Origin of the sequence: Synechococcus sp. H60.2, assembly GCF_047462315.1 — a bacterium.
In the GTDB taxonomy this organism is placed as follows: Bacteria; Cyanobacteriota; Cyanobacteriia; order Thermostichales; family Thermostichaceae; genus Thermostichus.
Window position 1 is genome coordinate 1 of record NZ_JANSIZ010000015.1, and the last position, 18,510, is coordinate 18,510.

The 18,510-nt window shown below is 59.0% G+C and carries 15 protein-coding genes and 3 pseudogenes; 14 read left to right on the top strand and 4 right to left on the bottom strand.

What is annotated here, in order from left to right:
* Positions 1-816, top strand: an 816-nt coding sequence (locus NW845_RS03845; RefSeq protein ID WP_414376926.1) for an ABC transporter substrate-binding protein, incomplete at its 5' end; no start/stop codon positions are given.
* A 1-nt stretch (position 817) separates the two neighbouring features.
* On the opposite strand, the gene NW845_RS03850 is transcribed toward NW845_RS03845, so the two are convergent.
* The 3 genes from NW845_RS03850 to NW845_RS03860 form a co-directional block, all read right to left on the bottom strand.
* Positions 818-2,983, bottom strand: coding sequence for a glycogen debranching N-terminal domain-containing protein (locus NW845_RS03850; protein WP_414366104.1), 2,166 nt, complete (start codon positions 2,981-2,983; stop codon positions 818-820).
* A 57-nt stretch (positions 2,984-3,040) separates the two neighbouring features.
* Positions 3,041-4,123 (bottom strand): glycosyltransferase family 4 protein, encoded by a 1,083-nt coding sequence (locus NW845_RS03855; RefSeq protein ID WP_414376928.1) that lies wholly within the window; start codon positions 4,121-4,123, stop codon positions 3,041-3,043.
* A 207-nt stretch (positions 4,124-4,330) separates the two neighbouring features.
* Positions 4,331-5,071, bottom strand: a complete 741-nt coding sequence (locus NW845_RS03860; protein WP_414376930.1) for a hypothetical protein — start codon at positions 5,069-5,071, stop codon at positions 4,331-4,333.
* Between the two features lie 252 nt (positions 5,072-5,323).
* Between NW845_RS03860 and purF the strand changes: the two genes are divergently transcribed.
* The 11 genes and pseudogenes from purF to NW845_RS03915 all read left to right on the top strand — a co-directional run.
* Positions 5,324-6,871 (top strand): amidophosphoribosyltransferase, encoded by a 1,548-nt coding sequence (gene purF, locus NW845_RS03865; protein ID WP_414376932.1) that lies wholly within the window; start codon positions 5,324-5,326, stop codon positions 6,869-6,871.
* Between the two features lie 41 nt (positions 6,872-6,912).
* Complete coding sequence (def, locus tag NW845_RS03870; RefSeq protein ID WP_414376934.1) at positions 6,913-7,440, top strand: peptide deformylase; 528 nt, start codon at positions 6,913-6,915, stop codon at positions 7,438-7,440.
* Between the two features lie 8 nt (positions 7,441-7,448).
* Complete coding sequence (locus NW845_RS03875; protein ID WP_414376935.1) at positions 7,449-7,865, top strand: thiol-disulfide oxidoreductase DCC family protein; 417 nt, start codon at positions 7,449-7,451, stop codon at positions 7,863-7,865.
* Positions 7,866-8,316: 451 nt separating this feature from the next.
* Positions 8,317-10,371: a pentapeptide repeat-containing protein gene (locus NW845_RS03880; protein ID WP_414376937.1), complete on the top strand. Its 2,055-nt coding sequence runs from the start codon at positions 8,317-8,319 to the stop codon at positions 10,369-10,371.
* A 127-nt stretch (positions 10,372-10,498) separates the two neighbouring features.
* A complete protein-coding gene (locus tag NW845_RS03885; RefSeq protein WP_414376938.1) occupies positions 10,499-10,873 on the top strand; it encodes a DUF1257 domain-containing protein in 375 nt (124 codons plus the stop codon).
* Positions 10,874-10,882: 9 nt separating this feature from the next.
* Positions 10,883-11,098, top strand: a complete 216-nt coding sequence (locus NW845_RS03890) for a DUF2997 domain-containing protein (RefSeq protein ID WP_414376940.1) — start codon at positions 10,883-10,885, stop codon at positions 11,096-11,098.
* A 98-nt stretch (positions 11,099-11,196) separates the two neighbouring features.
* Positions 11,197-11,841 carry a helix-turn-helix domain-containing protein gene (locus tag NW845_RS03895; RefSeq protein ID WP_414376942.1) on the top strand — a complete coding sequence of 215 codons (645 nt, stop codon included), beginning with the start codon at positions 11,197-11,199 and terminating at the stop codon, positions 11,839-11,841.
* Positions 11,838-13,367: an Hsp70 family protein gene (locus tag NW845_RS03900; RefSeq protein ID WP_414376943.1), complete on the top strand. Its 1,530-nt coding sequence runs from the start codon at positions 11,838-11,840 to the stop codon at positions 13,365-13,367. The genes NW845_RS03895 and NW845_RS03900 overlap by 4 nt, the downstream gene beginning before the upstream one ends.
* Before the next feature lie 8 nt (positions 13,368-13,375).
* On the top strand, positions 13,376-14,023 hold the full coding sequence (locus tag NW845_RS03905) for a pentapeptide repeat-containing protein (protein WP_414376945.1): 648 nt from the start codon (positions 13,376-13,378) through the stop codon (positions 14,021-14,023).
* Positions 14,024-14,066: 43 nt separating this feature from the next.
* The gene (locus NW845_RS03910) at positions 14,067-15,692 is read left to right on the top strand and encodes an AAA family ATPase (RefSeq protein WP_414376946.1); all 1,626 of its coding nucleotides are present in this window, start codon (positions 14,067-14,069) and stop codon (positions 15,690-15,692) included.
* A gap of 279 nt (positions 15,693-15,971) precedes the next feature.
* A pseudogene (locus tag NW845_RS03915) lies at positions 15,972-16,922 on the top strand (pentapeptide repeat-containing protein); the annotation flags it as partial.
* Here the strand turns inward: NW845_RS03915 and NW845_RS03920 are convergent.
* A pseudogene (locus NW845_RS03920) lies at positions 16,859-16,996 on the bottom strand (hypothetical protein); the annotation flags it as partial. The pseudogenes NW845_RS03915 and NW845_RS03920 overlap by 64 nt on opposite strands.
* Here NW845_RS03920 and NW845_RS03925 point away from each other — a divergent pair.
* Positions 16,947-17,102, top strand: a pseudogene (locus NW845_RS03925) (pentapeptide repeat-containing protein); the annotation flags it as partial. The pseudogenes NW845_RS03920 and NW845_RS03925 sit on opposite strands and share 50 nt — an antisense overlap.
* 45 nt (positions 17,103-17,147) lie before the next feature.
* Entirely contained in the window at positions 17,148-18,503 is a 1,356-nt protein-coding gene (locus NW845_RS03930; protein WP_414376947.1) for a pentapeptide repeat-containing protein, read from the top strand.
* Positions 18,504-18,510 lie beyond the last annotated feature (7 nt).

The following is an 18,510-nucleotide window of genomic DNA, read 5'->3' on the forward strand; positions in this document are numbered from 1 at the left end:
TTTGTGGATCCCGTCAAAAGCCGCTGGTTCAACGATTTGAACTTCCGCCGGGCGGTGGCCCACGCCCTGAACCGGCAATTTTACGTCGAGAGCGTCCTGCAGGGGCTGGGCGAGATCCAGCACTCGGTCTTCTCCCCCGCCAGCCCCTTTTACCTCAGCCCGGCAGAGGGCCTGCCCACCTACGACTACGATCCCGAAAAGGCGCGGCAACTGCTCTTGGCTGCCGGCTATACCTACGACGCCGAAGGCCACCTACGGGATCCCGACGGCAACCGCGTCCGCTTCAGTCTCATCACCAACGCCGGCAACAACCAGCGGGAGGCCACCGGCGCCCTGATCAAGGCCGACCTGGCGCGGATCGGCATCACCGTTGACTTCACCCCCATTGCCTTCAACACGGTGGTGCAGCGCACCGACAGCCGCGACTGGGAAACCTTGTTGCTGGGCTTTGGCGGCGGCGGCACCGAGCCCAACAACGGCTCCAACATTTGGCGCAGCGATGGCCGCCTGCACCTGTTTAACCTGGGGGATCTGCCCGGCAATCCCGCCGAAGGAGTGGAAGTGAGCGATTGGGAGCGGGAGATCGACCGCATCTTTATTGCGGGGGTGCGGGAGCTGGACTTTGAAAAGCGCAAGGCCCTCTACGACCGCTTTCAAGTGATCATCCAGGAACAACTGCCCCAGATCGGCACCTTCAACCCCCTGGTGCTCTCGGCCCTGCGCAACCGCCTGCAAGGGGTGGATCCCCGCCCCATCCTCGGCCCTCTCTGGAACCTGGATCAGCTTTCCATCCAGGACATGCTGCAGGAGCGGTAGCCTACCTCACCGTCAGCTCCACCTCCCCCGTGCTCCTGAGGACGTTGATCCCCACCCCTCCTGCCTGGAGATACAGGCCGATGTCCAGGGATCCCCGCCCCACCTGGATGTTCTCAAGAGTTACATAGGGCAGCCACAGGGGCAGGGTGGGCTGGGTGAGGCGCACCTGCTGGGCCAGCCCGTCGATCTCCAGGCCTAGGCAGGCTTGCAGCAGCAGGAACACACTGGCCGCTGCCCAGGACTGGGGCAGACAGGCCACCGGGTAGAGGGTGGGGCCTTCCCGCTGGCGCCGGCGAAAGCCACAGAACAGCTCCGGCAGCCGCCGCAGCTCCAGAAACTGGCTGGCATCAAACAGGGCCGTCAATACTTGGGCTGCCTCCGCCTTGTAGCCATAGCGGGCCAAACCTGCTGCAATCAGGGCGTTGTCGTGGGGCCAAATGGAGCCGTTGTGGTAGGACATGGGGTTGTAGCGCCCTTCCCCTTCCGCCAGGGTGCGGATGCCCCAGCCGCTGAAAAAAGCGGGCTCCAAAAGTTGCCGCGCGATGCGCTCGGCATGCTGCGGGTGGGCGATCCCGGAAAACAGGCAGTGGCCCATGTTGGAGCTGCGCACACGGCAGGGCTGCTTGCGCCCGTCCAAAGCTAGGACATAGCCGCCCAGCTCCTCGCACCAAAACTGCTCCCAAAACCGCTGCTGCAGTTTCTGGGCCTGCTGGCGCAGTTGCGCTGCTTGCTCGTGCCGCCCCAACAGCTCCGCCATCTCCGCCGCCAACAGCTTGGCCTCGTAGGCGTAGCCCTGCACCTCGCACAGGGCTATGGGTGGCTCGGCCAGGGATCCGTCGGCATAGAAGATGGCATCTTCCGAGTCTTTCCAGCCCTGGTTGCGCAGGCCCCGCCGCGCCTTGCCGGCATACTCCAAAAAGCCGTCGCCGTCGGGATCCCCGTAGGTGTCCATCCAGTGGAGAGCTGCCTCGATATTCGGCCACAACTGCCGCAACAGCTCGAGATCCCCACTGCGGCGCACATAGCGCCCTGCTAGCACCACAAACAAAGGAGTGGCGTCGATGCTGCCGAAATAATTGCCAAAGGGGATCTCGCGCGTCTTGGCCATCTCACTGTAGCGCTGCTCGTGCAGGATCTTGCCGGGCTCGGCATCGCGGCTGGGATCCACCTCCTGCGCCTGGTGGGCTGCCAGGTACAGCAACACCCCCCGGGCCAAGTCGGGGAACCACCAGAGGGTGGCCAAGGCGGTGATTAGCGCGTCGCGGCCAAAGACCGTGGCAAACCAAGGCACCCCGGCGTGGGGATAGAGCCCATAGGGGGTGCGGGCCAGCATCATCACCAGGTCGTCCCGCGAGGCGTTGAGCCACTCGTTAAACTGGGCGTTGCCGGTATCGATGCGGTGGGCCAAAGCTCTTAGCGCCGCCCGCTGCTCCCGCTCTGCCTGCAGCGCCTCCTGGTAGGTCAAAGGCGGGATCTCCTCGCCGCCGTAGCTGCAGACGACCCTCACCTCCAAATCCCGCTCCTCCTGCGGCGCCAGCGGCACCCACCACTGCGCCAGCTTTTCCGAAACCACGTCCGGAGGAGGGGAAAACAGGATCCGGGTTTGCCGCTCCACCCCGTCCAGGCCGCGGTAGCGCAAGGTTACCCCTTCTGAGCTCACCTGGGCCGGCAGCAGTTGTCCCCGCTTTGTCCGCCGGATGCCGCGAATCTCAAACATATCGGCAAAATCGGCCTCAAAGCGCAGGGTAAGGGGCACGCGGAGCGTCTCCAAACCGTAGTTGTGAAGGCGGATCCGCTCATAGGCCACGTTGTTCCATAAAAAAGTGGTGCGCAGGACGTGCAACGTCTCCTGCTCAATGAACTGCCCCTCCGAGGTGGTGAACTCGGGGTTGGTGAGATCCACCGCCAGAATATCCTTGTCTTCCCGCACCTCCGAGCTAAGCAACAGAAACTGCTTCCCCTGCAAATCCAAGACCAGCCGCGACAAAAAGCGGGTATCGTCGCGAAACAGGCCGTGATCCCGGATGCCGAGGGGGCGCATGTTGCCCAAGCGGTCAAAAATAGCAAAGCAGTTGTCCTGCTTGAGGACATGGGGACGCGCCTCCACCAAGGAAGCGCTGGCGCGGATGTAGTACTGATCCTGAATCTGGATGATGTCTTCGGCCATCTGCGTCTTCCCACCCAACCAAAGGAGCAAAACAGTAGCCCCCAGATAGCCCCAGCTTTACCTAGGCAGGGTTGACAGGCCGGGGGTGGCTTTCTTCGAGCGCTCCTGCCGTTCGTTCACCAATTGGTTGTAAAGAGCCTCGTACTCCGACACCATCCTCTCAACGCTAAACCGCTCCTCAAACACCTGCCGCACCCCCGCTCGGTCAAGGGATCCCACCTTTTCCAGCGCCTCCACTGCCTCCTCCACCGAGTCAACAATAAAGCCGGAGCGGCGGTCGGCCATCACTTCTGGCACCGAGCCAAAGCGAGTGGCAATCACCGGCGTGCCACAGGCCATCGCTTCAATCATTACCAGCCCAAAGGGTTCCGGCCAGCGGATGGGAAACAGCACCGCATAGGCCTTGCCCAAGAACTCGCTCTTCTCTTGGTCAGTGATTTCCCCCACAATCTCCACATTGGGGTGGCGCCTGGCCAAAGGCTTAATCTCTAACTCATAGTACTGGCGATCCACGGCGTCAATTTTGATAGCAGCTTTCAGCGGCATCCCCGCCCGCGCGGCAATTTCAATGGCCGTGTCCAGCCCTTTCTCCGGCGAGACCCGGCCCAGAAAAGCCAGGTAATCTCCCTTTTCTGGATAGAAACGGTGCAGATTCAGGGGCAAGCCATGATAGACCGTCCCCACCCAGCGCGCCTGGGGCAGGGGCCGCCGCTGGGCATTGGAGATGGAGACCACTGGGATGTCCTGAAACTCGGTGTAGAGCGGCTGCAGCTCCGGAATGTCCAGCCGCCCGTGCAGGGTGGCCAAAAAAGAAACTTCAGGGTGGCGGCGGGCCAGGGCGTAGGGGTAGTAGTCAATGTGGCCGTGGATGATGTCAAACTCATCGGCCATCTGAAAGGCTTTCTCTACCATCAGGATGTGGGGAGCCACCGTGTCAATAGCCGTGGGATCCAAGCGCAAAGCCCGCTCCCGAAAAGGGATGAGACGCGCTTGGGTTTGGGAGTCGCCGCTGGCAAATAGAGTCACCTCGTGCCCACGTCGCACCAGCTCTTCAGTTAACCAAGAAACCACCCGCTCCGTACCGCCGTAGAGCTTGGGGGGCACGCTCTCGTGCAACGGGGCAATCTGGGCAATGCGCATCGTTATCCTCCGAACCCAAGGAGTAGCTGTTGGGGTTGTTGGCGCGTTGAAAGGCACTTTCCGAGCGCTGACCCTGGCAGCTTGTTACAGAATTCTCCTGCTGCCCGCAACCCCTTGGCCCAAGCAGGATCAAGACAGGAATCCATCCAGAGCCAGGCCTAACCTCTATGCTAGCCGGCTAAGCCTCCTGCAGGGGTTGGCGAATGGTTAGGTGGGCCTAGGGCTAGGCGTTGGTGTGGACGAAGGGCTGGGACGAGGGGAAGGGCTGGGCGAAGGCGACACTGAGGGAAAAGGATTGGGCGTGCCGGTCGGGGTTGGTGTTGGGGTGGGTGAGGGCGTCGGCAGTACCCGCAAGGGGGCTTTGGCGGAGGCAATGCGGCCTTGGCTGTCTGCTACCATGGCCGTAACCTCGTAATCTCCAGGGGGGGCAGAGGCCGGAATGGTGATGGGAAGGGTGCCGATGCAGGTTCTGCTGTTGACCTGACAGCCGGCGGCAGCGGCGGTGAAATCAAACGTGAGGGTGAGGGGGTTCTGTCGGATTTCCACCCGGAAGCTAATGCCGCTGCCCAAACCCGCAGGAGTTGTAACGGCCACCAAGACATTGAAGGGCACCGTCTGTCGGGCGTCCGTTAGGGCCACCACGGCAATCGAAGGTGGCTCTGCTGAGAAAGATGCGGTGGGGGAAGGACTGGGACTAGGGAAAGGATTCCAGAGTGGAGTGGGGGTCGGGGTGAGCAAAGGCGTCGGGGCAGGACTGGGGACGAGAAAAGGAGTGGGTGTTGGCGCCACAACCGTTACCGGCACAGGAGTAATGGTAACTGAGGGTTGCTCCCGGCCATCTTCTTGGCAGGCCACCAGTGACAACGACAGAAAGGCGGCTACACTGGCTTTCATCCAAGAGACCGCTAGCGCCCAACTGCGGCGGAATCCAGAGGACGGCTGTTTCATGGGCTTTGGCTCCTCACAACACAAGCTTGGGGGGTTTGTTAGAAGAACCGAGTCTCGGCAGCGTTCAACTCGAAAACCCGCACAGTCCTGCTCCCTTAACGGCGAGTCTCGCAGATCCTCCTAACACTATAGATAGAGTCTCATCTTTTCGCAAACACTATGAGTGGTTCCTGCTGCATGGGATCCGCCTTGGCGGTGAGATCTCAAGAGCGCTCGGGTTAGACTGATAAGTGCCACAGCAAGAGGGGATCCATGGCAGCAAAGGTGGAAGCAGAACCATCGCCAGCTCAGGAAGGGCCCAAAGAGGCCTGCGGCGTGTTCGGCATTTTGGCCCCCGGCGAGGAGGTGGCCAAGCTGACCTACTTTGGGCTGTTTGCCCTGCAGCACCGCGGCCAGGAATCGGCGGGGATTGCCACCTTTGAGGGGGCCTTTTGCCGAGTGCACAAGGCAATGGGGCTGGTTTCCCAAGTGTTTGACGAGGTGAACTTAGGCCAGCTCAGCGGCGATCTGGCAGTAGGCCACACCCGCTACTCCACTACGGGATCCAGCCGCATGGCCAACGCCCAGCCGGTGATTGTGGAAACCCGCTTGGGGCCGCTGGCTTTGGCTCACAATGGGAACTTGGTCAATGCCGAAGAGCTACGGCGTGAACTGGAAGCTGCCGAGTGCCACCTCACCGGTAGCACCGACTCGGAATGTATTGCCCACACCATTGCCCAGGCAGTGAACCAAGGTCAAGACTGGGTGGGAGCCACCTGTCAAGCCTTGCGCCGCTGCCGCGGGGCTTTCAGTCTGGTTATCGGCACGCCAGAAGGCCTGATTGGGGCGCGGGATCCCTACGGCGTGCGTCCGCTGGTGTTGGGGCTTTTGAGCAGCAACCCCGCCAGACAGGAGCTGCTGCAACCGCAGAGGCTGGGGATCCTCTGCAGCAACGGGACGCTCAACCACCCAGAAGCCCAGCCACTGCACTACGTGTTGGCCTCAGAAACCTGTGCTTTGGATATCATCGGGGCGGATTATCTGCGCCAGGTGGAGCCGGGGGAGCTGGTGTGGATTGACCGTCAAGGGCTGCAATCTCTGCGCTGGGCGGAGGCCAACCCCAAACTGTGCATCTTTGAGATGATCTACTTTGCCCGCCCCGACAGTTGCATGCATGGAGAGAGCCTCTATTCCTACCGCGTGCGGCTGGGGGAACAACTGGCCAAAGAAGCCCCGGCGGAAGCTGACTGGGTAATAGCAGTGCCTGATTCCGGCACACCGGCAGCCATTGGCTATGCCCGCCAGTTGGGGATCCCCTACACCGAGGGGCTAATTAAAAACCGCTACGTGGGCCGCACCTTTATTCAGCCCACCCAGTCGATGCGGGAGCGGGGCATTCGCATGAAGCTCAACCCTCTCGAAGATGTGCTGCGGGGGAAGCGGATTGTGATTGTAGACGACTCGATTGTGCGGGGCACCACCAGCCGGAAAATTGTCAAAGCCCTGCGCCAGGCAGGAGCTACGGAGGTTCACATGCGCATCTCCAGCCCCCCCGTTACCCATCCCTGCTTCTATGGCATTGACACCGACAGCCAAGATCAGTTGATTGCTGCCAAGTATTCGGTAGCAGAAATTGCTGAGAAGATTGGGGTGGACTCATTGGCCTACTTGAGCTGGGAAGGCATGCTGGCCGCCACAGGTCGGGATCCCAATTCCTTTTGCTCGGCTTGCTTTACCGGCCACTACCCCATCCCCATTCCTGAGGGGCTGAAGCGCTCCAAGCTGGCTTTGGAGACGGCAGCCAGCCGCAAAGATCGCTAGCAAATGCTGGAGAGTCTGCAGAGGGGGTCTGAGAGCACGCTATGACCTTGCGCCTGCGACAACTGGGGGATCCCATCCTGACTCAAGTGGCTGAGCCGGTCGCCGAGTTTGGGACGCCGGCTTTGCAAAACCTACTTGAAGAGATGCTGGCCACCTTGAAAGAGGCGCAAGGGGTGGGTCTGGCCGCTCCCCAGGTGGGATCCCCTCTCCAGATCCTCATCGTGGCTTCCCGTCCCAACCCTCGCTATCCCGATGCACCCCAGATGGAGCCCCTGGTCATGATTAACCCCCGTCCCTTGGCCTTGAGTGACGAGCAGGTGTTGGGGTGGGAGGGCTGCTTGAGCGTGCCCAACTGCCGCGGCTTGGTGGCCCGTGCCCGCGAGGTGGAGGTGGAGTATTACACCCCTGCGGGATCGCGGCAGCAGGTGGTCTGGCGGGACTTTCCGGCCCGCATCTTCCAGCACGAATACGATCACCTCTTGGGCCGGTTGTTCCTGGATCGGCAGCCGCAGCAACTGCTTTCCGAGGCCGACTACCAAGCCCGGATTTTGGCCCAGCCCCCTGCCTGAGGATCCCTATGCCCTACCTGGTCATCTACGACGGCCTGTGCAACCTTTGCGCCAATGGGGTCAAGCTTTTAGAGCAACTGGATCGCGGCCAGCAGTTTCGCTACGCCCCCATGCAAGACACGGCCACCCTGGCCCAATGGGGGATCCCACCCGAGCAGATGGAACTGGGGATGATCCTGATCGACCTGGAGCAGCCAGAGCGCCGCTGGCAGGGATCCGACGCCGTCGAACACATTGCCGCCCTCTTGCCCAGCGGATCCCTGTGGCTGGCCCTCTACCGCAACCTCCCCGGCCTTAAGCTTTTGGGAGACTGGGGCTACGCCCAGATCCGGGATCACCGCTACGAGTGGTTTGGCCGCCGCGACACCCTTTATCTACCTGCTGCCTGCGAGCGTTGCCAGGATCCCCTGGCCCAGACCGACTGAGGCATGGGTAGCTGAAACGGTTCGTTATGTTGTTACTGCTACGCAACGCAGTCGCGAACGCACCGGCAGCGCGGAGTGCCTAGAGAACGTCTTAATCGAGTTTGAAATAACCATCAATTCAATTGTCTGGCACAAGGGATCCCTTTTCCAGGTTTGAACTCCTCTTCTCAAGCCTGGCGTGCTTGAAATGCTCTAGACAATCTTAAGACTCGATTAAGACTGACTTCCTGCGGAGAACCCCTCAAGTTTGACTTGAGACCTCTCCAGGGTCAAGGTAAAAATAGAGACGAAGCTAGCCAACAGGGGGTGGGCCGTGGCTATCAGCGAGGGCGGACAAGTTGCCGGTAGTTTAGAAGTTATTCAGTTGGTTCCTAGAAGGGGGGATCTCGTTAGCGGAAATGGAGCTATTGGAAGTTTTGGCGAAAGAAGCAGAAAGCTTTTTCTACAGACAATGCTACAACCCCTGGATTGGGAAGTGCAGTTTGCGGTTTGGAAAACCCTACTGAACTCTGGCATCCCTCAACTGGTGCAAGTAGCAAAAAGATATCCCGTTCCCCTACGTCCAGTTGGAAACCCTGAAGAGAGATATCGAGCCGGCGAGCGGGACTTTCGCTGGGCAGATCTGGGGAGGGTCAACCTTAGCCGGCTAGATCTAAGGGGGCTTGACTTAAGCGGGGCCAGTTTAGTTCGGGCAAGGCTGAGCCAGGTCAATCTAAGCCACACCAGCCTGATTGGAGCCAACCTCAGCCAGGCAGACCTCAGCGGCGCAGATCTGAGAGGAGCCAACTTAAAGGGAGCTAATCTGATGGGGGCCAATCTCATTGGCGCCAACTTGCAGGGAGCCAATCTGGCAGACGCCAACCTGAAGTGGGTCGTCATTTCCCCCGAAACGCAAATTGACCGCAAGTGGCGGCTGGTCTGGGAAATTGTCAATGGCCATGCTCAGGGAAAAAACCTAGCTCAGGCGGACTTGAGCGAGGCCAACCTGGATTGGGCTGACCTGCGGGGGGCCAACTTGGCGCAAGCAGACCTAAGGGGGGCAAGGCTTGTCGGCGCCAACTTGCAGGAAGTCGACCTCCAGGGAGCCGACCTCCGGTGGGCCAGCTTGGAGAGAGCCAACCTCAGTCGGGCCGATTTGAGCGCAGCTTGCCTGCAACTGGCCAGCCTGCGGGGAGCTATCCTTTCCCCTGAAACCCAAATAGACCGCAAGTGGCGGCTGGTTTGGGAAATTGTCAACGGCCACGCTCAGGGAAAAAACCTAGCTCAGGCGGACTTGAGCGGGGCCAACTTGAGCTGGGCAAATCTAAGCGGGATCAGGCTCCCTGGCGTGAACTTGGTGGGAGCCGACCTGAGCGGGGCCAACCTCTGCGGCGTAGACCTACAGTGGGCAGAGTTGAGCAAAGCCAATCTAAGCCAGGCGGATCTGAGGGGGGCCAACTTAAACCAAGCGGATCTCAGCGGGGCAGACCTAAGCGGTGCCAACCTCAGTGGAAGCAGCTTGATCAAGGCCGAACTAGCCAAGGCCAAGCTTGTGGGGGCCAAGTTGGCGCAAGCCAACCTCGTCGGAGCCAAGCTGAGACGGGCTAAGCTCAACGGCGCAGATCTAAGGGGGGCCAGCCTCATCGGGGCCGACCTCAGCGAAGCCAAACTGGGCAAGACAGACCTGAACTTGCCTAGCTTGAGATGGACGGTGATTTCTGTAGAGGCCAGTCCGGAGAGTAGCTGGTGGTTCATGATTTTCCATGCTGGCGCCCCTTCGCAGGAGCTGAGCCAAACAGACTTGAGAGAGGCGGACTTGAGAAAGGCCAACCTCAGCCGGGCAGACCTCAGCGGGGTAAGGCTCAGTGGAGCTAACCTAAGCCAGGCTTATTTGATTGGGGCAGATCTAAGCGAGGCCAGCCTAGATGAAGCCAATCTAAAGAGGGCCAAGCTGGGCGAGGCCAACCTAACCCACGCCGATCTCAGCGGAGCCAAGCTGAGTAGGGCCTATCTGGGCAGAGCCAACCTCAGCGGCGCCGACCTGAGGGGGGCAGATCTGGAGCTGGCCAGTCTGCCGCGGGTGATCCTTTCTCCTGCAACCCAGATCGAGGCCAAGTGGCGTCTGGTGTGGGAGATCGTCAACGGTCAAGCCTCCAAGAGAAACTTGAGTGGAGTTGACCTGAGCGGCGCTAACTTGAATTGGGCCAAGCTCAACGGGGTGCAACTGGTCGGGGCAAACCTAAGTGGAGCCAGCCTCATTGGAGCGGATCTAGGAGGATCCAACCTCAGCCAAGCCAATCTGAGGAAGGCCAATTTGAGCTACGCCAACTTGGAGGGATCCAACCTAGACAATGCCATCCTGGAAGGCGCAAAACTTGATTTTCAGTGGCAGTGGATCTGGCTCTCCCTTTGGTTCAAAGGTTTGGCAACCATCTGGTTTGGTTACCCCAGTACCCCTCAACTGCCTCCTCCTCCTACGTCGGATCCCAATCGGTATCTCCCAGCCGAGAAGAACAGGGAGAACTAAACACTCTTGGTTGGCTCCATCAATTTCTTTGGCTAGGGCCACGCAGGTTTGTATCCTAGCAAACACTTTTTAATCCAAGAGAGCTGCTTTAGGATAAAGCCGTGTCCTTCTGAGGAGAATCCCCACAGTGTCTCACTTCACCAGCATCAAGGTTCAGTTCAAAAATAAAGAGATCCTGAAAAGCATTTTGGTTGCCCAAGGTCACGAGGTTCTGGAAAACACTTATGTCCGGGGGTATGGAGGGAACCGCGTCCGGGCAGATCTTGTGGTCAGGCGCAGCAACGGCTACGACATTGGCTTTCGCCAACGGGGGGACAGCCTGGAGATGATTGCCGACTTTTGGGGAACGGGAGTCACCGCTGAGGCTTTCTTAGCGCCAATCCGCCAAGCCTACACCCGCGAGCAGCTCCTTGCAACGGCAGTGGAGAAGGGGTTTACCGTAGAGTCGGAATCTGTGGACGAGAAAGGACAGATCAGGATTGTGTTGGGGCGCTGGGCTTGAGGAGGCGTTATGGCGGAATATCAACAGGTTGAATACATCATCGACAAAGATGGCAACGTGATTGAGCGCGTGCTTAATGTCAAAGGCAAGGGCTGCCTTGACCTAACTGAGGAAATAGAAAGGGCATTGGGCACAGTTCAAAAAAGGGAGCTGTTGCCTGAATATGACCAGGCCCCAGTCATAGACATAGAAGAAGGTGTCCAGCGTCAGGTAGAGCGTTTATGAATGCCCCAAACCCCTTTCTGGATCCCCTGTCTGGTTTAACCAAAGGGATCCAAAAGACTCTGGCTAGGATTCCATTTTGGAGTCGTAACTCTGATGAAATGAAAAGTCATGATACGAAAAGTCATGATACCCTGCTGCGCAATCTCATGCAGGCTGCCGGTATCTCAACCTGGCGAGAGCTTCGACAAAAGGCCAAACTGAGTCGAGGAGCCCTAAATGCCCTGAGAACTGGCCAGGCCGAAAAGCTGAAGTTAGCCGATCTCAATCGAGCGGCCAGCATTTTGCAAGTGCCCTTGCCGAGCCTTATTCAAGATTTCAGCGGAATCGAGCTAGCATTGGAGCCTGCAGAAACTGCTCAGGAAGTGCAGCGGCTGCACAAAGAGCTAGAACAGCAGGAAGGGCAGTTGCGCCATCAAATCCGCGCCGAACTGGTGGAAAAGCTCAAGTCTCTTTTGATGCAATACCCCACCCTGCAGCAGGTTGTGCAGAGGCGACCGGATTACCCTGCCCAGCAAGTCTTGGCTTTGCTGAACTGTCTGGGCAACTTGTTGGAAGACTGGCAGTTGGAAACCATTGGCCAGGTGTGGCAACAGGTGGCCTATGACCCAGAAAGCCACGAGGCGGATGAGGAGGATATCCAGGCGGGCGAGCCGGTCTACGTTCGCTTTGTGGGCTATCGACTTAGGGATCAAGTTTTAGTTCGAGCCAAAGTCAGTCGCACTCTACCTTCCTTGGCAGCATGACGACGTTGGCTATTGATTTTGGCACTTCCAATACGGTGGTCTGTGCCTATCAAAATCGAAAGCCCATTGTGATCGACATACCAGGGATCACCCACCGCTACGACGGCAGCCCGCCTCTAATTCCCTCGGTTCTCTTTGTCGGCCAAAACCAGCAATTTTTGATTGGGGCACCTGCCCAAGCCAAACGGGATCCCAAGCGCCTATTCAAAGGCTTTAAGCGGGATCTCTCTCAACAATTCCAGCCGGCCCCAACCTATGTGGATGGACAGGCCTACACAGCCCAAGAGGCCACGCGGATCTTTCTGCAGCAGCTTCTTGCCAAACTCAAGGCGGAGGGCTGGCAGCCCGATAAGGTGATCTTGACCGTGCCGGTGGGAGCCTACGAGGCCTATTTGCACAACCTGCAAGAGGTGTTTGGCTTCCTAGGGATCCAACAGGTTGTGTTCCTCGACGAGTCCACCGCGGCTGCTTTGGGCTACGGGGTGCAGGAACCGGGATCCCTGATTTTGGTGGTCGATTTGGGGGGCGGAACTCTCGACCTCTCTTTGGTCAAAATCTTGAAGCCAAAGCAGGGCACTGCTTACCGAGCTGAGGTCATTGCCAAAACTGACCGGGCCTATGGCTGTGGCGGCGTCGATATCGATATCTGGATTGCCGAATGGCTGCTGGAGCAGTTGGGCCGCAAGCGACACCAGGTTCCGGCCAGCAGCTTCCAGGTTCTGTGCGAGGTTGCCGAGCGGCTCAAGATCCGCCTCTCCAGCCATTCTCAGGCCAGCGAGGCCTGGCTGGATGAAGACTCCTTTGAGACCCACACTTTAATGCTTCAGCGCGAACGACTCCAGGAGCTGTTGGAAGAGCGCGGCCTGCTGACGCGGCTAAGAGAAGCCATCGATGAGGTCATCGAGAAAGCCCACAACAAAGGGATCTCTAAACGAGATATCCACCAGGTGGTGTTGGTGGGTGGCACCAGCCTCATTCCAGGGGTGCAGCATCAGGTCATTAGCCTCTTTGGCCGCGACAAGGTTAAGTACCACAAGCCGTTTGAGGCAGTGGCCCACGGTGCTCTGGCCTTCACCCAGTTTGCCCGCCTTCAAGATCATCTCCGCCATACCTACGCCCTGCGGCTCTGGAATCCCTATTTGCAGGCGCCCGACTTTTTCCCTCTCTTTAAGAGCGGCACGGCCTATCCTGCCACGGTGGAACTGCCTCCCTTGCAGGCCAACGCCAATGGACAAAGCCACATCAACCTGGTGGTTGGTGAGATGGCCGAGGAAGGGGCAACCGAGGTTGTTTACGGTCCCGACGGTCGGATGCAGATTCGCAACAGCAGCGCAGCTTCTAGCTTTCGTCCCCTTGGGAGCCACAAGCAGCTTTCCATTCCTCTCAAGCCCCCAGGGCAGGTAGGAGTGGATCGTTTGCAGGTCACCTTTGCCGTCGATGCTGGGCGAACTTTGCGGGTAACGGTAGTAGATTTGCAAACTCAAAAGACCCTTATGCAGCAGCAGGTAGTTGGAAGGTTAACTTGAGGTTAGGGATGGCGGAAAACTTTGATCCCGTTCTGGGTGGGCAGCAATTGGCCGGCTCCGATCCAGTCATGGGAGGCTTGGTAGCCGTTGAGCAAGCCCTAGACAGTCCGGATCCCAAGGTGAGAATCCAAGCAATCAAGGGTGCTCTGAAGTACGGATCCAGAGGGGCCGAGCTTGTTATCCACGCCCTGCAAAATGATCCCAACTGGGAGGTGCAGTTTGCGGCTTGGGAGACGCTGCTGGAAGCGGAGGATCCGCAGCACGTGCAGGTGGCAAAGGCCCATCGCCTTCCCCTCCGACAGGTTGGAGATGTCCGAGCAAGGTATAAAGCGGGAGAGCGGGATTTCCGCTGGGCTGACCTGAGCGGGGCCGACCTGTGGCGGGCCAACCTGAGCCAGGCCGACTTGAGGGGAGCCAACTTGAGCAGGGCCGGCCTAAGCGGGGCCAACCTGAGCGAGGCCAACCTGTGGCTGGCCGACCTGAGCGGGGCCAACCTGAGCGGGGCCAACCTGAGCCAGGCCAACCTGAGGGGAGCAAAGCTGGGTGGCACGAACCTAAGGGGGGCAAACCTATGGGGCGCAAAACTAAGTCCCGGCTGGGATCAATTCGCTGACTTGAGAAGGGCGATCCTCCCCGACGGAACCATCCATCCCTAGCCGGATCCCTTTGCTAGACTACCTACAGCTAGCAGCTAGATCCATGAGTTCCTTAGATCTCGCCTTTGCCAGCAATCACCAAGACATTCTCACGCTGCTGGACTTGGTGGTTCGCGCTCGCTACCCTTTGATCTACCTGGTTACTCCCGAAGAAGCCCCAGCAGAGGAGCTGCTACAAGTTCTGGCCGATTCTCTCAAACCCAAGCGCAAACTCCTAATCTGGGATATCGTCTCTGGCTGGTCAGACAACGGCCAAAACAAAGGTCAATTGATGCCTGCTCTGGGCCGCATCGGCGCTATCAAAGAGGACGAGGCGGTTATTTGTGTTCTCAAGGATCTAAACCCTACCCTGAGAAATCCAGAACGCTCAGATAACTATCCCGTTATCCGCTACCTAAAAACCTTGGCCAGAGAGGGCCGCCACAGCCGCAAGTCCATCATCCTCCTGGGCCAAGAAGCCGTTGTCCCTGCCGAGCTGCGCGAGGAAATTGTAGTCTATGATTTTCCCCTGCCCAGCATCGACGAAATTGAGCGGATCGTTACCCGCGCGATCCCTGCCCGTCAACTGGAGCTAAGCGGCCCAGCGCGGGAACAACTGGTTCGAGCCTGTCAAGGGCTGACCCGGCAGCGCATTGAGCGGATCCTGGCCCGCGCCCTAGCCGCCAAAGGCAAGGTCAGCGAGGGCGATATTGACCTGGTTCTGGAAGAGAAAAAGCAATACATCCGCCAGACGGAAATCCTGGAGTTTTACAACCCCTCCGAGACCCTGCAAAATGTCGGCGGCCTGGAAAACCTCAAAGCCTGGATTCGCCAGCGCCGCAACAGCTTTAGTGCCCAGGCCCGCGACTATGGCTTGCCCAGCCCCAAGGGCATTTTGCTGGCCGGGATTCAGGGTACCGGCAAGTCCCTCTGTGCCAAAACCATAGCCCGCGAGTGGCGCATGCCCTTGCTCCGGCTGGATGTGGGGCGACTCTTCGGCGGGATCGTCGGCGAAAGTGAAAGCCGCGTGCGCCAGATGATCCAAATTGCCGAAGCTATGGCCCCCTGTGTTTTGTGGATTGATGAGTTGGATAAGGCCTTTGGCGGCGTCAACAGCGAGTTTTCAGGAGATTCGGGCACCAGCAAGCGGGTCTTCGGCAGCCTAATTACCTGGATGCAGGAAAAAACCAAACCCGTTTTTATTGTTGCCACCGCCAATAATGTCCGCATCTTGCCGGCTGAGTTGCTGCGCAAAGGCCGGTTTGATGAGATTTTCTTTGTCAATTTGCCCAACCAGCGGGAGCGGGAGGAGATCTTCCAAGTCCACATCCAGCGGCTGCGGCCCAACCGCTTGCGGGATTTCTCCTACCCTGAGCTGGCCATGGCCAGCGAAGATTTCAGCGGGGCAGAAATTGAACAGACCATCTACGATGCCATGCACATGGCCTTCAACCAGGATCCACCCCGCGAGTTTACCCAGGAGGACATCCTTAGCGCCATTCGCCAAACTGTTCCTCTGGCCGCCATCGCCCGCGACCAGATTCAGGACTTAAAGGCATGGGCTGCCGAGTCCGGGGCGCGCACAGCCTCCCAAGACCAACAGCTTGTGCAGGAGCTGCGAACGCTGGTGCAAAAAAGAGGGCTGGGCCCCATCGAAGTCGACAGCCCCTCTTCGTTTTCCCCCTCCTAACTTCTCAGTCCCGGTCTTCTGGCGGGATGTAGCAGCCCTACCAAAACCATTAGCTCCCCAGGGATCCAACAGACAGCGGCTGCTTTGGGCTACGGGATCCCTGATTTTGGTGGTCCATTTGGGGGCTGGAAGCTTACCGAGCTGAAGTAATTGCCAAAACTGACCGGGCCTATGGCTTATGCAGCAGCAGGTAGTTGGAAGGTTAACTTGAGGTTAGGGATGGCGGAAAACTTTGATCCTGTTCTGGGCGGGCAGCAATTGGCCGGCTCCGATCCGGTCATGGGAGGCTTGGTAGCCGTTGAGCAAGCCCTAGACAGTCCGGATCCCAAGGTGAGAATCCAAGCAATCAAGGGTGCTCTGAAGTACGGATCCAGAGGGGCCGAGCTTGTTATCCACGCCCTGCAAAATGATCCCAACTGGGAGGTGCAGTTTGCGGCTTGGGAGACGCTGCTGGAAGCGGAGGATCCGCAGCACGTGCAGGTGGCAAAGTCCCATCGCCTTCCCCTCCGACAGCTTGGAGATGTCCAAGCAAGGTATGAAGCGGGAGAGCGAGATTTCCGCTGGGCCAAGCTAAGCAGGGCTGACCTGAGCTTGGCCAAGCTGAGTGGGGCCAACCTAAGTGGAGCCAACCTGAGCGGGGCGGACCTGAGCGGGGCCAACCTGAGCGGGGCCGACCTGAGCAGGGCCAACCTGTGGCGAGCCAACCTGAGCGAGGCCAACCTGAGCAGGGCTGACCTGAGTGGAGCCAACCTGAGCGGGGCCGACCTGAGCAGGGCTGACCTGAGGGGAGTGAATCTTCAGGGATCCAACTTGTTCTGGGCCAGGTTGAGGGGATCCCTGCTCTCTGCCGAGACGCAGATGGATCCCAAGTGGCGGCTGGTCTGGGAAATTGTCAACGGTCAGGCGAATGTCAAGAACCTGAGCGGGGCCGACCTGAGTGGAGCCAACCTGAGCGGGGCCAACCTGAGCGGGGCCGACCTGAGCAGGGCCAACCTGTGGCGAGCCAACCTGAGCGAGGCCAAGCTGTGGCAAGCCAACCTGAGCTGGGCCAACCTGAGCAGGGCCAACCTGGGCAGGGCCAACCTGAGCAGGGCCAACCTGGGCAGGGCCAACCTGAGCGAGGCTGACCTGAGCGAGGCTGACCTGAGCGAGGCTGACCTGAGCGAGGCTGACCTGAGCGAGGCTGACCTAAGCGAGGCTGACCTAAGCTGGGCCGACCTGAGTGAGGCCAAGCTGTGGCAAGCCAACCTGAGCTGGGCCAACCTGAGCGGGGCCGAGCTAAGGGGAGCAAACCTGGACGGCACGGATCTGAGAGGAGCAAACCTGAGGGACGCAAAACTGAGTTTTGGGTGGGGATGGTTCAAAGACCTAACAGGCACCATCCTTCCTGATGGGCAAGTTCACTCCTAACTTTTCTCTCAGCGCCAAGTACTGGCTAAACCAGGGAGGCAAGCGGTGGCGGAAAACTTTGATCCCGTTCTGGGTGGGCAGCAATTGGCCGGCTCCGATCCGGTCATGGGAGGCTTGGTGGCTATTGAGCAAGACCTAGCCAGTCCCGATCTGGAAGTGCGAATCCGAGCGATTGAGGAAGCGCTCCAATATGGCGAAAAAGGGGTTCAACTTGTTATCCAAACCGTCATGCAAAAAGGTTTGGCTTGGAAAGTTCAATTTGCAGCCTGGAAAACACTGCTGGAGTCAGCGGATCCGGAGCTTGTGCAGGTAGCAAAAGCGCATCCGCTTCCTCTCCGTAAAGTCGAAGATATCCAAGCCAGATACAGAGCCGGAGAGCGAGACTTCCGCTGGGCTGACCTGAGGGGAGCCAGTCTAGATAGGCCTGACTTAAGTGGGGCAGACTTGAGGGGAGCCGACCTAGGGAAAGGAGAGAGGGGGGGAGCAGCCTATCTGTACCAGGCTGACCTGAGCCGAGCTGATCTGAGCTGGGCTAACCTGAGCGAGGTATACCTAGAGGGGGCCAACCTAAGCCGGGCAAACTTGAAAGCAGCACGCCTGAGCAGGGCCAAGCTAAGCCGCGCAAACCTGAGTGCAGCATACCTAGGCGAGGCCGACTTAGAGGGGGCCGATTTGCGCTCCGCAAACCTAAGCCGAGCCTACTTAAGGGGAGCGAACCTGGACAACGCCAACTTAACCGAAGCCGATCTGAGTGAAGCTAACCTGGAGGGGGTCAACCTCAGGCAAGCCAACTTGACGGGGGTTAACCTGAGCCGGATACGTCAGGCATGTCTGAGAGGATCCAACCTGAGCGGAGCTAACCTAAACGAAACATATCTGCGAGGGGTCGATCTAAGCGAGGCCAGCTTGGCCCAGACCTATCTGAGAGGATTAGACCTCAGTGGGGCCAACCTCAGCGGAGCCAACCTGAGGGGGGCCAATTTGAAGCAGGCTAACTTGAGAGCAGCCAACCTCAACGGAGCCAACTTGAGCGGGGCTGACCTGAGCCAGGCTGATCTCAGCGGAGCCAACTTGAGCGGGGCCGACTTGAGCCGGGTCAGTCTAGAGGGATCCCTAGTCTCTGCCGAGACGCAGATGGATCCCAAGTGGCGGCTGGTCTGGGAGATTGTTAACGGCCAGGCTGATGTGAAAAACCTCAGCGGGGCTGACTTAAGGGCAGCAGACCTGAGGGGGGCAAACCTGGAAGGAGCCGACCTGAGCGGGGCAGACCTGCGGGAGGCAGACTTGCTGAACGTTTCTCTCAAAGGAGCAAACCTAACGGGCGCAAAACTAAGTCCCGGCTGGGATCGATTTGTCGACTTGAGGGGGGCCATCCTCCCTGACGGAACTATCCATCCCTAGGCGGATC

Bases quoted from the DNA above. Each gene is read 5' to 3' on its own strand.
- NW845_RS03905 (WP_414376945.1), top strand. From the start codon at position 13,376: ATGGCGGAAAACTTTGATCCCGTTCTGGGTGGGCAGCAATTGGCCGGC.
- NW845_RS03900 (WP_414376943.1), top strand. From the start codon at position 11,838: ATGACGACGTTGGCTATTGATTTTGGCACTTCCAATACGGTGGTCTGT.
- purF (WP_414376932.1), top strand. From the start codon at position 5,324: ATGGCAGCAAAGGTGGAAGCAGAACCATCGCCAGCTCAGGAAGGGCCC.
- NW845_RS03895 (WP_414376942.1), top strand. From the start codon at position 11,197: ATGAAAAGTCATGATACGAAAAGTCATGATACCCTGCTGCGCAATCTC.
- NW845_RS03890 (WP_414376940.1), top strand. From the start codon at position 10,883: ATGGCGGAATATCAACAGGTTGAATACATCATCGACAAAGATGGCAAC.
- NW845_RS03880 (WP_414376937.1), top strand. From the start codon at position 8,317: ATGCTACAACCCCTGGATTGGGAAGTGCAGTTTGCGGTTTGGAAAACC.
- def (WP_414376934.1), top strand. From the start codon at position 6,913: ATGACCTTGCGCCTGCGACAACTGGGGGATCCCATCCTGACTCAAGTG.
- NW845_RS03875 (WP_414376935.1), top strand. From the start codon at position 7,449: ATGCCCTACCTGGTCATCTACGACGGCCTGTGCAACCTTTGCGCCAAT.
- NW845_RS03850 (WP_414366104.1), bottom strand. From the start codon at position 2,983: ATGGCCGAAGACATCATCCAGATTCAGGATCAGTACTACATCCGCGCC.
- NW845_RS03910 (WP_414376946.1), top strand. From the start codon at position 14,067: ATGAGTTCCTTAGATCTCGCCTTTGCCAGCAATCACCAAGACATTCTC.
- NW845_RS03855 (WP_414376928.1), bottom strand. From the start codon at position 4,123: ATGCGCATTGCCCAGATTGCCCCGTTGCACGAGAGCGTGCCCCCCAAG.
- NW845_RS03860 (WP_414376930.1), bottom strand. From the start codon at position 5,071: ATGAAACAGCCGTCCTCTGGATTCCGCCGCAGTTGGGCGCTAGCGGTC.